Source organism: Paraburkholderia sp. UCT2, assembly GCF_014397665.1.
GTDB classification, from domain to species: Bacteria; Pseudomonadota; Gammaproteobacteria; order Burkholderiales; family Burkholderiaceae; genus Paraburkholderia; species Paraburkholderia tuberum.
Genome location: NZ_VZQO01000014.1, coordinates 54,481 through 68,322, shown reverse-complemented (window position 1 = coordinate 68,322; position 13,842 = coordinate 54,481). Strand labels below are relative to the sequence as shown.

16 protein-coding genes are annotated in these 13,842 nt (G+C 59.9%); 3 read left to right on the top strand and 13 right to left on the bottom strand.

Going from position 1 to position 13,842, the window contains the following annotated elements:
• Positions 1–4: 4 nt before the first annotated feature.
• The 11 genes from F6X39_RS14090 to F6X39_RS14040 form a co-directional block, all read right to left on the bottom strand.
• Positions 5–148: a GpE family phage tail protein gene (locus F6X39_RS14090; protein WP_184064063.1), complete on the bottom strand. Its 144-nt coding sequence runs from the start codon at positions 146–148 to the stop codon at positions 5–7.
• 23 nt (positions 149–171) lie between these two features.
• Positions 172–408, bottom strand: coding sequence for a phage tail assembly protein (locus tag F6X39_RS14085; protein WP_187617045.1), 237 nt, complete (start codon positions 406–408; stop codon positions 172–174).
• A 21-nt stretch (positions 409–429) separates the two neighbouring features.
• Complete coding sequence (locus tag F6X39_RS14080) at positions 430–804, bottom strand: phage tail tube protein (RefSeq protein WP_184064060.1); 375 nt, start codon at positions 802–804, stop codon at positions 430–432.
• A gap of 81 nt (positions 805–885) precedes the next feature.
• On the bottom strand, positions 886–2,376 hold the full coding sequence (locus tag F6X39_RS14075; RefSeq protein ID WP_187617044.1) for a phage tail sheath subtilisin-like domain-containing protein: 1,491 nt from the start codon (positions 2,374–2,376) through the stop codon (positions 886–888).
• Positions 2,377–2,526: 150 nt separating this feature from the next.
• A complete protein-coding gene (locus F6X39_RS14070; RefSeq protein WP_187617043.1) occupies positions 2,527–2,763 on the bottom strand; it encodes a DUF2635 domain-containing protein in 237 nt (78 codons plus the stop codon).
• A 1-nt stretch (position 2,764) separates the two neighbouring features.
• On the bottom strand, positions 2,765–3,451 hold the full coding sequence (locus F6X39_RS14065; protein WP_187617042.1) for a hypothetical protein: 687 nt from the start codon (positions 3,449–3,451) through the stop codon (positions 2,765–2,767).
• Positions 3,452–3,472: 21 nt separating this feature from the next.
• The gene (locus F6X39_RS14060) at positions 3,473–3,808 is read right to left on the bottom strand and encodes a hypothetical protein (protein WP_187617041.1); all 336 of its coding nucleotides are present in this window, start codon (positions 3,806–3,808) and stop codon (positions 3,473–3,475) included.
• A gap of 12 nt (positions 3,809–3,820) precedes the next feature.
• Positions 3,821–4,966, bottom strand: coding sequence for a major capsid protein (locus F6X39_RS14055; protein ID WP_187617040.1), 1,146 nt, complete (start codon positions 4,964–4,966; stop codon positions 3,821–3,823).
• A 73-nt stretch (positions 4,967–5,039) separates the two neighbouring features.
• Positions 5,040–5,765, bottom strand: coding sequence for a head decoration protein (locus tag F6X39_RS14050; protein ID WP_187617039.1), 726 nt, complete (start codon positions 5,763–5,765; stop codon positions 5,040–5,042).
• A gap of 46 nt (positions 5,766–5,811) precedes the next feature.
• Complete coding sequence (locus F6X39_RS14045; RefSeq protein ID WP_187617038.1) at positions 5,812–6,504, bottom strand: hypothetical protein; 693 nt, start codon at positions 6,502–6,504, stop codon at positions 5,812–5,814.
• 54 nt (positions 6,505–6,558) lie between these two features.
• Positions 6,559–7,425, bottom strand: a complete 867-nt coding sequence (locus F6X39_RS14040; RefSeq protein ID WP_187617037.1) for a S49 family peptidase — start codon at positions 7,423–7,425, stop codon at positions 6,559–6,561.
• A gap of 864 nt (positions 7,426–8,289) precedes the next feature.
• Between F6X39_RS14040 and F6X39_RS14035 the strand changes: the two genes are divergently transcribed.
• From F6X39_RS14035 to F6X39_RS14025, 3 genes are all read left to right on the top strand, one after another.
• Positions 8,290–9,822: an AAA family ATPase gene (locus F6X39_RS14035; protein WP_187617036.1), complete on the top strand. Its 1,533-nt coding sequence runs from the start codon at positions 8,290–8,292 to the stop codon at positions 9,820–9,822.
• Between the two features lie 4 nt (positions 9,823–9,826).
• Positions 9,827–10,819, top strand: coding sequence for a DUF4435 domain-containing protein (locus F6X39_RS14030; protein WP_187617035.1), 993 nt, complete (start codon positions 9,827–9,829; stop codon positions 10,817–10,819).
• A gap of 869 nt (positions 10,820–11,688) precedes the next feature.
• Complete coding sequence (locus F6X39_RS14025; protein ID WP_184060382.1) at positions 11,689–11,826, top strand: hypothetical protein; 138 nt, start codon at positions 11,689–11,691, stop codon at positions 11,824–11,826.
• 32 nt (positions 11,827–11,858) lie between these two features.
• Here F6X39_RS14025 and F6X39_RS14020 read toward each other — a convergent pair whose 3' ends face one another.
• Together F6X39_RS14020 and gpW are read right to left on the bottom strand one after the other, a co-directional pair.
• Positions 11,859–13,547, bottom strand: a complete 1,689-nt coding sequence (locus F6X39_RS14020) for a phage portal protein (protein WP_187617034.1) — start codon at positions 13,545–13,547, stop codon at positions 11,859–11,861.
• A 7-nt stretch (positions 13,548–13,554) separates the two neighbouring features.
• The gene (gene gpW / locus F6X39_RS14015; RefSeq protein ID WP_187617032.1) at positions 13,555–13,827 is read right to left on the bottom strand and encodes a gpW family head-tail joining protein; all 273 of its coding nucleotides are present in this window, start codon (positions 13,825–13,827) and stop codon (positions 13,555–13,557) included.
• Positions 13,828–13,842: the final 15 nt, after the last annotated feature.

The window sequence follows — 13,842 nt, the reverse complement described above, 5'->3', positions numbered from 1 at the left end:
CGCCTTACCCCTGGCGGCGTTTCTCTGCGGCCTGCTGCGCAACATGCTGGATGCGTCGCGCCTGCGCGAGCCATTGCGCGAGTTCAGCCCACGTCAGCGCGCCCGCGTCGCGCGGTCCCCATCCATAGAAGTGCGTTACATCAGCCACGATATCGCGCACGTTCGCGGGCACTACTCGAAAAAACCGGAGAGGTATTTGTTGCACGCGTTGAAGTCGCGCGCACCCATGCGGCCCACGGTCGTAACGTCGATCTTCGCCATCGTCGCAATCAGGTTCTTCATTGCGCGCACGTTGCCGAACTTCGCTGCGTCGTCGTTGACCTTCGCGATTTCATCTACGGTAGGTTCGCGCAGCGTAATCTCGGTCAGCCCGTCGATGGGGCTCAGTAGCGTAATGACCTCGTACATGGCGCGCTCCTTACTGTTCGCTTATTGCTCCGTGACGCTGCCCGAGAAGCCCTCGAAGCGGATTTCAAACGTCGCTTCCGGGGTTCTGACTTCCTGCGCCTCGGTGCTCCACATGTTGCGGCCGACGACCGTCTTGCCGTTCGCCAGTTCGAGCGTGACCGTGACGTTGGTCATGGCGTTGAAGTCCTTCACCGTCAGCGTGCCTGCATCGCGCAGCGTCGCGGAAATGAACGGCGCGCGCGGCTTCTCCGCATAGCCGTGTACGCGGTCCTGTCCGACCATTGACTCACGTTCGTAGTCGGCGGGCGAATACGCCAGTTCGCCGGACAGCATGTAGTTCTGGCCGTCCATCGATATCCACGCGACACCGGCCAGGCGGTTTGTGTCATCAGACATGGCGGGCTCCAGAAATGAAAAAGCCGCCGGGGCGGTTCACCGGGGCGGCTTGGTGCGGTTCAGTGCTGCGGTTCGGAATGACTAGCTGAGCCTGAATTGCGCGAGCAGGGCAAAAATCCGTAGCTGGTCGATCAGCGTTCCGGGCCACAGACAGTCAACGCGATTCGGGTTATTCGCGTTCTGCTCGACAATCAGTTGCCGGGCGAACAGTGCGCTGTTCTGCACGTAGCCATCGAATTCGAGTTCCTGATACCTGGCGATCACGTCCGCACGTATCAGCAGCGGTGTGACGATGGCGCTACCGGATGCGAAGCGCGTGCCGTCCGCGGCGAGCTTCATGCGTGAATACTTCGATGTGACCATCGAGCGCAGCGCACGCAGCACGTACATCAGCAGAAACATCGTTTCGACTTCGAGGTAACTGTCATCGGGATCGCCCCACGGATTCTTCTGGTAGGTCGTCGTGATGTTCTCGGCGTAGCAGGTGCCGTCATCGCCCACATTGAACGTGCTGATACCGTCATAGAGCAGCGTGTTGCGCTCGGTGAGCAGGAAGCGCGAGGCAACCGGCGGCGCGAGCATGCCGTGAATCGGTAGCGTCTGGACCGGGCGCCCCGGATCGTTGCGCAGCGCGGGCGCGACCGAGCCGGCAAGCTGCGCGGCGATGATCCATGCGGGTGTGGGCGAATCATGGAACCCAAGCACCGATTCATGCTGATTGTTGCGGCCCGCGCCGAAGGTCGTACACGCCGCGAGCGTCCCCCGGTAAGCTGCGAACGCGTGTCCGTAAATCTGCTGGGCCCACGACCAGCGCCCGGTCTGGTCATTCAGGAAGGTATGCAGTGCATCAAGGCTGACGCTATCGGTATAGGGGCAGACGATGAAGTCGAATGGCATGTCGCCACAGTTATCGAGCGCGGCCTGTAGCGTGTCGGTCGGATTGATCGCGCCGCCCGCCATCGGCGTGATGGCTATGTCCAGATTGAGCGGCGTCGCTTCGCCTGCGCGTGAGCCGCCGTAATTCAGGCGCACGTCAATTTCATTGCCCACCATGCCCGCATTGATGGCGGTCAGCGTGACTAGGTTGTCCTGAGCCGATGCGCTCACCAGCCCGAACGCATCTGCAGCAACGAGTGTGGCGAGCGCTTCCGCGATGTCGGCCGCGCTCTGCATGGCCTGCACCGGCAACTGGTAGCGCCGACCGGCGATATAAAGCGAGATGGCGCCCGACGCGCCCCCGTCGCCCTCAATACCGAGCGTGATCGTGCCGGCAGCAGCGACCGCACCGGTCGCATCCTCGAGCGGCAGATACCACACTTCGCCGAAGGAATCGGCCGCGCGATAGGCGGCCGTCATCGCGGCGAGCATCGAATTGCTGCCCCACCGTGCGCGCGCGTCGCCCACGCCCGCGCTGATAACCGGCGTGCCCGGCTCGCCAGTACCTGCGTCGGTCATCTGCCCGATAATCAGCGTGCGCTGGTTGAGCTGGGCGCTGTTCGCCTGTGACGCGTCGAGCTCCGCGTAGAACAGCGGCACGCGGATGTTCTCAGGCAGGTTGGTAAAGGGAATCATTGGAGCAACCTCCCGGGAAGGTGGGCGCGAACCGGAGACGGAAACGGACGCAGGACGGCCCGGGCGGGCCGTGGTGGGGCTCGCGCGATGGTCTTGAAGGATGGGCGCGGCAAGCGCGGGCAGCGGCAGCAGCGGCGCAGAAAGCGCGTGTTACGTCGGGTCGGTGGCTTTGGGTTCGCGCGTGCGGTGTGATGCGCGCCGCGTCGCGTCGGGGTCCTCTGGCGTGTCCGGTATGGTGGGCGGCTGATCCGCGACCGGCACCACGTCGCCATCGCGCAGACGGCGACGCCAGTACACCGAATCGGGTACGACGCGCCCCGCATTGGGCAGGAAGTCTCGCAGGTCGGGATCGCGCACCCGCACCCCGGTTGCTGGCCTGATGTGCATGTCAGTTCCCCTTTAACGGAACGTCAAGCCGGCCCTCGTCGCGTCCATCAGGGCCGTGCGTACGCGGCGCGGGGACGACCGCCTGCGGGAACGGCGGCGCGGGATACGTACCGGTCGGGTCGGCGCGATTGGTGAGGTCCGCGTGCAGGCCCACGCTTTCGAGCGGTGCGGGCGCAGGCGGATCGAGCGGCCACGGCGCGGGCTGCGGCTGCTCAACCGTGGGGTCGTACATTTCGGGAAACTCGCAGCGGAACGACGCCGCGATACCGGCGAGGTGGCGCGCGCCGTCCGCGCGAATATCGAGCACGCTTTCAACGCTCACGAACTGCTGCAGCATGCGTACAAGCGACCAGTCGAGCAGTAGCGCGTTTTCGACGGCGTACCAGAGCGATTCAATGGCGTCCTGTGCGGCTTCGCCCGTCGCCGCCTCGACCATCGCCTTGACTTCGAGGCTGCATGTCGTGGTGAACTGCGGCATGCCGCGATTGAATGAGGATTTCGATTCGTGCGCCGTACGCACGATGACCGCAGGCAGCACGTCAGACGGCGCGGCCCAGTCGCCCGGCGAGCGGATCAGGACCGGCCGGCCGGCGACTCGAAGCGCTGCGCGCTGCAGTGCGCCAAGCGCGGCGAGACGCACCTGACGACGCCCGAGCATCGGCAAAGGGCGGATACGTGCGCGGTCCACGGCTGGGGCGAGGAAAACTGGTCAGGTCGCGAGATTGAGCAGCAGGAAACACCACCCATGTCCATCCGTACGGACTTCGCGGACGACATAGGTCGTGTCACTGAGCGGCGCACCGGGCGCGGCCGGAATGAACAGCGTGTCGCCCTGGTGTGCAGTAACGGGAAGTGTTGCCACGCGAAAGCCGTAGCATGGGCGTGTCGTGGTGACGGGTACGCCGTCGACCACATCCACGTTCGTAAAGGCTTCGTCAAACACGCCGTTAAGCGCATGCGCGTTACCGCTTCCCGAGTAGAGCGTCGCCGGCTGACCGAAGATGCCCTCGACGGGCGCAAGCACCACGCTATCCCAGTCAATCATGGTGGGGACCGCTCAGGCGATTGGCGCGGCGCTGGGTGCGCCTGCCGGTTGTACAGCCGTCGCGGATGGTTCTGTGATGCGCGTAGCGCCTGCCGTGGTCGCTTCGAACATGCGACCGGACAGCAGTACTTCGGGCCGCGTGCAAACGTACAGCGGGTACGCATACGCTTCCATCTTCCACCACATGCGCCGCAGCACATCGAAGATCGGCAGTACATACACGGGCCGTCCCGGTGTATTGACCCAATCGACGGTTTCGCCCGGCGCCATCGCTTCCCGGAATACACCGGGCGCGCCGACCGGGAAGAACTTCACCACGTCATCAGGAACCTTGATGGTCACGTTGTCGTCCGAGCCGCGATAGTTGAACCACGTAATGCCGGAGAACACGAACGCATCGAACGCGGCGCCCTGCGAGTTGTCGCGCAGTGCCCGCGCGTCGGACCAGTTCACGAACGTACGGATCACGTCCGGGTGATTGACGAACGCATCATAGAAAGCATCGCCGCACATCGCGTAGACGCGCGTGGTCGGCGTGAATGCGCCCTGCGACTTGCGCGCCATCGTACGGATGATCGCGTTGCAGATCGGCCGCAACGGTGTGTTCGCCTTGCCTGCCTCAGTCGCGCCCAGGTCGAACGGCGTTTCGGCGGCCTGCGGAATCTGGAATTCATCGAACCAGTTGTAAAGCACGCTGCCGTCCTTCGGATCGAGCACCAGACCCTGCAACGCGGCGAGCCTCAGGAATTCCTTCGTGTACTCGACGCTCGCGAGCAGCCCGGTTGGCCCTGACAGTCGCCGCGCAACTTCGGCCTCGACCTGCATCAGTACGGATTCCGTACCGAACTCGCGGATGCCCTGTACTTCCTCGGCGTACACCGTATCCGAGTGCATCAGGCGCGGCACGTCGAAATAGCGCATCTTGCGACGTTCGGTCGTGCGCTGCGTGCCTTCCTCGCCGCGCTGGGAGAACGGGATCAGGATCAGCTTGCCGGTGCGTTCCTCGACTGCCAGCGCTTTCGTGCGGATCGGGTTGGGATCGAATACGCCCAGTTCGCCGAGGCCGACAGGCTGGTACGGGTTGCGCTGAACGGCGTCCGAGAGCGCAATTGCCGTGAACGGGTCCTGATGGAATACATCGAGAATTTCGCCAGCCATGATGACGGCTCCCCAAAAGAAAAGACCGCCCCGGACCAGAGTCCGTGCGGCCTTGCGAGGAAGGAAAGGGGTACTAGCGCAGCAGGATGCCTGCGGCGCGCAACTGGTCGCCCGCGATCTGCATCTGGTACGGCGTCACGTCCGACGGCCAGACAAGCTCCGATGCGTTCACTTCTGCGTCGCGCACGATCGCGACGGCGGCGCGATCCATCCGCGTCGTATCGCGCGAGCCGAACAGCAGACCCGCCACGACTTCGGAGCCATCAGTCGCGGCGGGATTCCAGGGCATCCAGATACCGGGCGTGCCGATATCGGACGGATCGGCAGCAGTGAACGTGATCGCGAAGGTATCGCCCGCAGCGAAGCGCTTTGCGCCCTGTTCGATGACGAAGCTCAGGCTGCCGACGACGACCGGCGCTCCGGTCTGCTGCGCAGTCGCGCCCAGTTCATCGGGTCCGCTCACGTCGAACGTGTTGCGGCTCGTGAAGGTGCAGACGTAGCGGCCATACGGCGACGAGCTGGCACGCGGCGGATCGGTGATCCGCAGGACACCGTCGCCGGTGTTCTCGCGCTCCGGCGTGCCTGCGACGACCGACGCGGCCCCCGCGTCGCCCCTTGCGTCACTGCCTGGCGGGGGTGGCGGAGGCAAGGCAAGGCGACTGAGAATGGTCCCGGCCATGACATACACACCGCCCGTCAGGACGATGCCGTCGCGCGAGCGGTGGCCGTTCGCTTCGGAGACGAGAAAGCCGCCGTCATGCCAGTTCTCAAAGAGCGGCGGGACAGTAGGAGCGCCCATGATCGTGATCCCCTGTAATGGAACGGATGAAAAACCGGCACGCGCACTAGCGTTTGCGCGCATTCACCTTCGCGAATGCGTGGTCCCATGCCGACGCGATGGCCTGACGTGAGTTCATGCCCGGTGTACCTCCCGGGCCGACGCGCGGATTGCGCTCGACGCGTCCGCTATTGGCGGTCGGCGCGGCGGGTGTGCTTTCGAGTACCGCGAGCGCGGCACCGCGTGCGAGGCGTGTTCTGAACGCGAGATTGGCGGCCAGTACCGGATTGCGCGCGGCCGCGTGACATGAAAAGATCGCGGCGCAGCGCGCCTGCTCGCGGCGGCGCGCGCGCGCCTCGACGGAACTGCCGTGCATTTCCGCGTCGTCATCGTCCTGCGCGCGGCCACGTCTGGCCTTGCCGCGCCGGCTGTCCCGTTCATCGGCGTTGTCGGAGTCGTCGCGGCTGTCGTCGTCCCCGAGCTGGACGTCATCGTCATCGCCTTCGTCGTTGTCCTCGTCCTCGTCTTGTTCTTCGTTGTCGTCGTCCTGTGCATCGTCGCCGTTGCGCGGCTCGTCGTCCTGTGCGCGCCGTGTGCGCGCATCGTTGTGTGCGCCATCCTCGCGGTCGCGCTCGGCGGGCGGCTCGCGTTCGTCATTCTCGACAAGCGGTGAATCGTCCTCAGCGCGCGTACGCGTCCCCGCGCGCGCAAGATGCGCGAACGGCAGCGCACGGGTCATGGCTGAAAGAGAGAATCCCATTTTGAAGACCTCCTGCACATTCCTTTGTATTCCTGGTGGTTACTGCGGCACGGATCACAGCGCGAGCGAATCGAGTAGCGCAAGAAACGCCGCATCGGGCGACATGACGGCATCGGCAAAACCGGTATCAACGCTCGCCGCCCCGAGGAAGGTTGCGGCCTGCGTGTCGCGCACCTGCGCTACGGTCAGCCCGCGATTGCGTGCGACCGTCGCCACGAACAGTTCGCCTACGCTGTCCACGTCTGCCTTGATACGTACATAAGCTTCGTCAGAGAGTGGCCGATATTCGCTGCCGTCTGCCTTGCGCTCGCCATAGGTAATGAGCGTGACCCTCAGGCCCGCATCGGTGAGTGCTTTCGAAAAATCAACATGCGCGACGATCACGCCGACGCTACCGGTTCCGCCCGTGCGCGGCACGATCACCCGATCACAGGCCGAAGCGAGCGCATACGCGGCGGAAAACGCGCACTCGGTGAGGATCGCGTACAGCGGCTTGATGCCCCGCGCACCGTAAATTGCGTCGGTCAGATCGAAACACCCGGCGACCTCGCCGCCGGGGCTGTCGATATCGAGCACGATTGCACGCACAGAGTCATCGGCCAGCGCCGTCGCGAGGTTCGCGCGGATGCCGTCATAACCGGTCATGCCCGAGTACGGATGCAGCGTGCCGAGCTTCTGCACCAGCGTTCCCTGCACCGGAATGACCGCGATACCCTGGACGACCTCATAGGCACGCTCGTCCGCAGGCTCGCCCGCTTCAAGCCCGGCATCGAATGCGCGCAGTTCACCGTTCGGGCGGAACAGCCGCGCGAGACCAAACCGGTCCGCGAGCGCGGCCATGATGATTTCGATCTTGCCCGGCGCAATGGCGAGCGGCACATTAAAAAGGCGCGTCGCCAGGTGCGGATAGTTCACGACCATCGTACGCGCCTCGGCATTTCGGAGTTGTCTGAGGTCTGCGCTCGGCATACACGCCTAGCATTGCCCCGGTCGCTGCCAGCAATTCCCCTTGCGCGCAGTGACCGGTGGGCTGGATACCTCATCAGCCCCTTGTGCGCGCCATGACTGGCGCGCTTTTTTGGGCTCTTCGCGGAATTCCGGGGAGAGAGACGGCTACCGACCCTGAAGAGACGATCGCGAAATGCCAGAACGGACGTTCGTGCTCAGCCAACATACGATCCCGTACGAGTTGAAGCTGTCGCCAGACTCTATCCCAATGAGCAAACTTAGAGTTCCGCTGCTCTGCTGCATCAAATACGGGTTTGCCCTCTACATCCAACCACCTCAGCCCGCGTCCATCAACTGGGCCTACGAACGGACCAGTTGCGGATAATTCGATCCTATACTCGTTGCTATACGCGAACTTGAGCACAGCGGCACCGTACTCTTCCACGAAGCGCTTCTATCAGCCGTCGTACTCCAAGATGGTCGCCCGTTACCCCCGAAACTCAAGCGCGTCCACCGTGTTCATAGAGATGCTGTATGAATGTACAGGCCACCTGTCAGCGGCGGGCGTTATAGCCCATGAATCGATATTCGACTTTGCCTTGCCGATAGTTGACAATGCCGTTCGGGGATAATTGTGGATACGTCATTCGAGTGTCGCTCTGCTGACGTTAGACATGCCGGAAAGGCAATTGTAACTCGCGCCCTGTCTCCGGTTCGCTGCTGTTCGTTTTGCTCTAGGGTTGGCGTCAAACGTCCACCACTAGAACAGTGAGATCAGCCTCAAGGTCGGACCAAGCGAGTTAACCATTCGCAACTGACAGCAAAAAAGTGAGAGAGATGACCGACGACAACGACAACATTGTTAGCCAAGCAGCATCGCGCCAATCGCTAGTTCAACATTTTTCTATTAAGGGCCTGTTCGGGTATCGCACACTAACTCTGGACTCTGACTACGCGGCCACAATCTTGATCGCCCGTAATGGTGCTGGCAAAACGACAATGCTGGGAGCGTTGGATGCGTTTCTGCGCTGCCAATTCGGGCGACTCGCCGACCTCACGTTTGAGCGAATAGAGTGCAAGCTGCAAAACACAGATGAACTTCTCACATTAGAGAAGAAAGACTTGGACCAATATATGGCCAAGGCTGCTGATCATCCTGCTATTGCTCGCATGGCAAAGCAATATGAGCTTGATCCAGCGGACGTCCTATTTTTCGCAATTTGGGATTATCCGATGCTTCGTCACAGTCGCGACGAACTGACACAGCATCCTGTGTATTACAAGGTGTACCAGCAGCCCGCCCAAACATTTGAATCTGCTGAAAAACAGTTTAAGCAAATCTTCGATTCTATTGGTGACGCAGAAACTCCAATTTCTTTTTTGCGGAAAGCCGTCGCGACCGCAATGGCAGACATTGAAATAGTCTACCTACCTACCTATCGCCGAATCGAGCTATCGATACCTGAGCCCGAGGACGTTCGATACACGAGAAAAAAAAGCGTCCAAGATCGACTTGGTCTAACGCGAAGGGGTTTGCATGCGGGCGATATTCAATTCGGTCTTTCTGACATCTCAGCGAGACTTCGAAAGCTGAATCAGGAAATCATGATTGAATCCAATCAGAAATATGCCGAAATCAGCGCGAACATCGTAGATGACTTGATAAGCGGATCCTTCGAAAAGCAACAGCCAAGTCTTGAAGATCGTCCTAGCCGCGGGGAATTGGAAATATTTTTTGATCGACTAAAGAATGTTAATAAAGATTTTCATTTCCGCGGCTTCTACTATCCATCCTACGGCCCATACGGCCAAGTTAAAATTCCTGACGTCAGTAGGATATACAGCGGGAACATTCCTCCGAACTCGGAAAAATTCTTGACGTACTTTCTAGGCAAGCTAAACAGCGTGATTCAGAAAACTCGCATGACAGAACAGGTTGTCGAAAAGTTCGTGGCCAACTGCAACCGTTACTTGTCCGCAGACGACCCGACCACTGAGCTTGACGGCGTGCCTACTGTCGAGGAGAAGGTTCTCAAACTGGATCGTGCCAGTCTAGATGTGTCTGTATGGCGGAGCCATCCAGATAAGGAGATACCATTGGATGCGCTTTCTTCCGGGGAAAAGCAGATGGTGTCGCTTTTTGCTCGGCTTTATTTGTATCCTAAAAAGAAATTGGTTCTTGTTGACGAACCAGAACTATCGCTTTCTCTGGATTGGCAACGAAAGATACTTCCAGATATTCTTAACTCTGACTTGTGCCAGCAGGTGATCGCCATTACGCATTCTCCGTTCATTTTCGACAACGAATTGGATGCATTCGCGAAAGCACTTCGGGTCGAGATTGTGGATACAGATACAGCCGGAGCATGAAGAAATGACAGAAAAAAAAGAAGATTCGGCAGATCTCAAACGAAATGAGGGCTTAGTCAATCAATATCGGCAGGCGAGAGGTGCGCCGTCCGTTCATAAGACTACATTAGCATCTTTGCGCGCTTATGATCCTAAAAGTCTGGTTTTTGTGTGCGAGGGAGTTGACGATAAAAAAGTTTACTTTCACTGGCTGAGAAACTTACAGCCAGAAATAACTTACAATTTCATAGTGTGCAATGGGAAGGACCAAGTTCTCAAGTTTAGAGAACTCATGCGACGCGATCTTTCCGGGAGCGGAAACGGCGTTTTATACTTAATCGATAAAGATTTTGACGGACTTCGCGGATACCCTGACGACGCTGATATCCACGTCACTGACACTTACTCCTTCGAAAATTGGCTCGTTAGTCGTGAGATCTTGGAATGCATTCTCACCGTTGATATGCATTGCCATGGAGACCCAGCGCTCAGATCGGTGCTTCTAAAAAGGTTCGACGAAATATACGAATCTTTTTTGACAATCACAAAGCCCTACAACCACCGGATATATCTCGCGCGCATCCTTGGCATCGATGCCCGATCTTTGCCAACCAAACTTAGCAAACTTGCAAAGATAGAGCTGACGACTGTTGATGCTTGTGAAGAAGATTTAAAGAATGTAATTGTACTCGCTCGTGAACCAACCCTTGTTGAAATAGAGCAGTACAAGGCCGCCTTCGAAGCCCTTGATCCGATGAAGGACTACAGGGGTAAATTTGCAATGCTTTTCTTTCTAAAATGGCTGACACTTGTTGCCCAAGACAAAAACTCTGAGCATCCAAAGCTTTTTAGGAATGGAAGTGGCGCCGGGGCAAAGGCCAACGGCGCGCTGACATTAGACTCAATAGTATCTAAATCCTCGCCACCTCGGAGCTTCCGGGTATTCATTGAGCGAGCAGCGCAATATTGGTTCGAAGCAACCAACGTTGGAGTCGCTGGCTCCGTGCAGATGACGTAACTCACAACTTTTCGATGATGAGCCGCATCTTGGACGCAGATGCGGTCTCTGCTTTCTTACTTAAAAAACTCCTCAACTTTACTGCAGCGCCCGTAACACGCACCATCACATCCATAGAAACAATTGGTACGAAGCCATTGGACGCCAATCTTGCAGCGATTTTGTCGAGCCAATTCCTAAATCATTTGGCCGGGTGCATTCAGCACGCTCTCGACTCCCGCTATCCCGGCTGTACCACCATCGGTCGCAGCGCCTGCAAGTTCGTCGCCTTTGGTGTAGCTCACTGTTCGGAGGCAGCCGAATAGATCGTTAATTTCGTTCGGAGCGATGCTGCCTCCCATAGTCCGATGGCTGGCGGCAGATTTTCTCAAATTTCCCCTCGCAACTCGCGCTCAGTGTTGAACATCAGATTGTCGTCAATCTGGCTACATACGTCGACCGTCCGAATTTGGCCGACTCGAGCCAGTAACCCATCCTCCACGTAAATCCGCGAAGAACCTTTTTTGCGCTGCGCCACCATCGAGCGCCCGGCATTTCGGATTTGTCCGAGGCCCGCATCGGGCACACACGCCTAGCATTGAAGCCTCGCCCCTCAGTACGTCCTCCACTCACCAGGGGCGATAGGGTTGGCATGTAGTACAAAGCCCTTTTCATGGCGCGTCCTTGTGGCGCGCTATTTTTTTTGCGTCCCTTCATAGCGGCGTCGCGGCACCGTTGGGCGTATCGCCATTCCGAAACCTGCAATTCAACAAAGCTGGCTTCTCTTTCCACCGACCTCGATATCCGGGGGCATCTATCTTTCGGACTTAACCTATTCAAATTTGAGACAGGGAGACCTATCCTGTATTCGAATTTATACGGAGAAAGTCATGAGCCCGATTACCCTGATTGAAGCTACGCACCTCTACAGCCGCGCAGGCGTTGCACGCCATAGCCATTTCCGCCTGAATCCCCTGCGCCTGATTGCGTTCGTACGCAAGCTGTTCGCCGCGCGTCGCCAGTCCTGAACACAGCGCCCGGCTATCAACGCGGCCGGATACTATTGCGGTACAGGGGCTGCCTCGGGTTTCGCCGCTTCTGCCGCAGCGATACTGCCAGCCCAGGCAGGCAAATCAAGCCCAAGTTCCTTCATCAGCCGGATTTCATTCGCGCGCTGATGCAGTACTTCCTCGTAGTCGAGTCCCTGTTCTGCGCATTCGCGCTTGAGCGTCGAGAGCGCCGCGTCCATGCCCATCACCGCACCGGCCTTTTCCTTGGTCGGATCGATCCAGCCGCGCGCCACCCCCATCCATGAACAGCGCGCGTACGCGGCGCGCGCCTCGATATACGGCGGCGCACCAGCCGGCAGCGGCAGTTCACCCCGGTCCATCGCTTCCCACAGCCACGCACCGTAGAACGGTGACGCGAAGTTCAGGCAGAATTCGTCGCGCCGCCGCGTGAGCGTTTTCCATGCTTCGAGCAGCGCAGCCCGCGCACTGCTGTAGTTCGTCTTGCTCCAGTCCTGTGAAAGCTGCTCGGCACTCAGGCCCAGCACCGCCGCAATCACGCGCTGCATTTCGTGCGCGAAGGTCTCGAAGTTGCCGTGCGGGTGCGCGGCCGACACGCTTTCGAGTGATTCGCCGGGCGCCAGCGTGGGAATACGCGCGCCGTTGAGCATCGCGGGACGTTCGTCGGCCCAGCGTGCGCGCAGCGCCTGATAGAGCGGCAGTTCTTCGCCGTCGCCTGCGCCAAGCGCATCCTGTACCAGCGCCGGATCGTAGGGCGACGTAACGTAGGTGCCGAACGTCGCGGCAATCGTCGCGGCCTGTAGTTCGACGCCGTAATACCGCGCGAGCATTCGCGCGTGCAGCAGGACCGGCGTGAACACACCAAGTCCCCGATGCTGGCCCGCACGGTCGCGGTCGTAGTCGTGCAGCACGCGCAGCCAGCCGTCCTCGTCGCAGCGCTCGATACGCTCCCAGGTGTTCGCCTCGACGGCGAGATACCAGTCGTTCTGGTGCGCTTCGCGGATGTGATACGCGAGAGGCACGCCGTAATCGTCAATCTCAACGCCGCCACGCAGATAGCGCGAATCAATCGCCTGATACGGGTTGCTCAGACGGTCGGGATCGAGCAGCAGCAACGCGGTCGCGTAGTCCGCGCCGCCATAGCCGATGCGCTCGGGTAGCCAGTAAATGAGGCCCAGTCCCTCGCCATCGACCAGCTTGTGACGCATTGCGAGCCGGAACTGCTGACCGAGCGTAAGCTGTCGCGCCACGTCGTTGTAGTGCGCGGGGTTCTCAGCATAGCCGCGCCAGAGTGCTTCCGCCGTACGTCTGAATTCATCGGCCCAGGTCGCGTCAAAGGCGCTGATACCGGTACGCAATGCCAGCGCGCGGTAATCGGGATTCGCCGATAAAAGCAGGTTCGTGCCGATGGTGTTATCGAGAATGCGGGTAACACCGCCATTGATCCAGCCGTCATTGCGAAAGAGGTCGCGCGAGCGCGCAACCATCCAGTCCCGGAATAGGTTTATCTCCGAATCGGGCGACCGTATCCACGGCAACCAGTTGCCCATCTCCTGGGCGAACCAGTCCGCAGCGTCGTACGGAAACTGGTAGCCAGGAAGCCCGAGCCCCGGCATGACCATCGCGCGCCCCGGTTCCCCCGTTAGCGCGTTCGTCGCGCCGCCACGTACAGCAACGGGTGCCGGAATCGGCTGGCCGCTTTCGTCAACGATGACGCCCATTGCTGGCTCAGAAGTACGGCGTGACCGGACGGCGGCGGTTGCGGCAGAGTCCGCGCAGTGCATCGATCTGTGTCTGTACGCCGATGATGGCCTGCACCAGATCGGCGATATTGGTCTGCGTGTACGCGACGGAGCGGCTACCGTCCGCCTGTGTGTACGACGCGGACTGCGCCTTTGTGCCCGACACCAGCGCGAGATACGCCTGCTGCATGCTCGCAAGCTGCCTTTCGAGCGCACCGAGCGTCATCCCGTCCAGGATGCTCAGGCGGCGACAGGGCATGGCAGCTTAGACGTG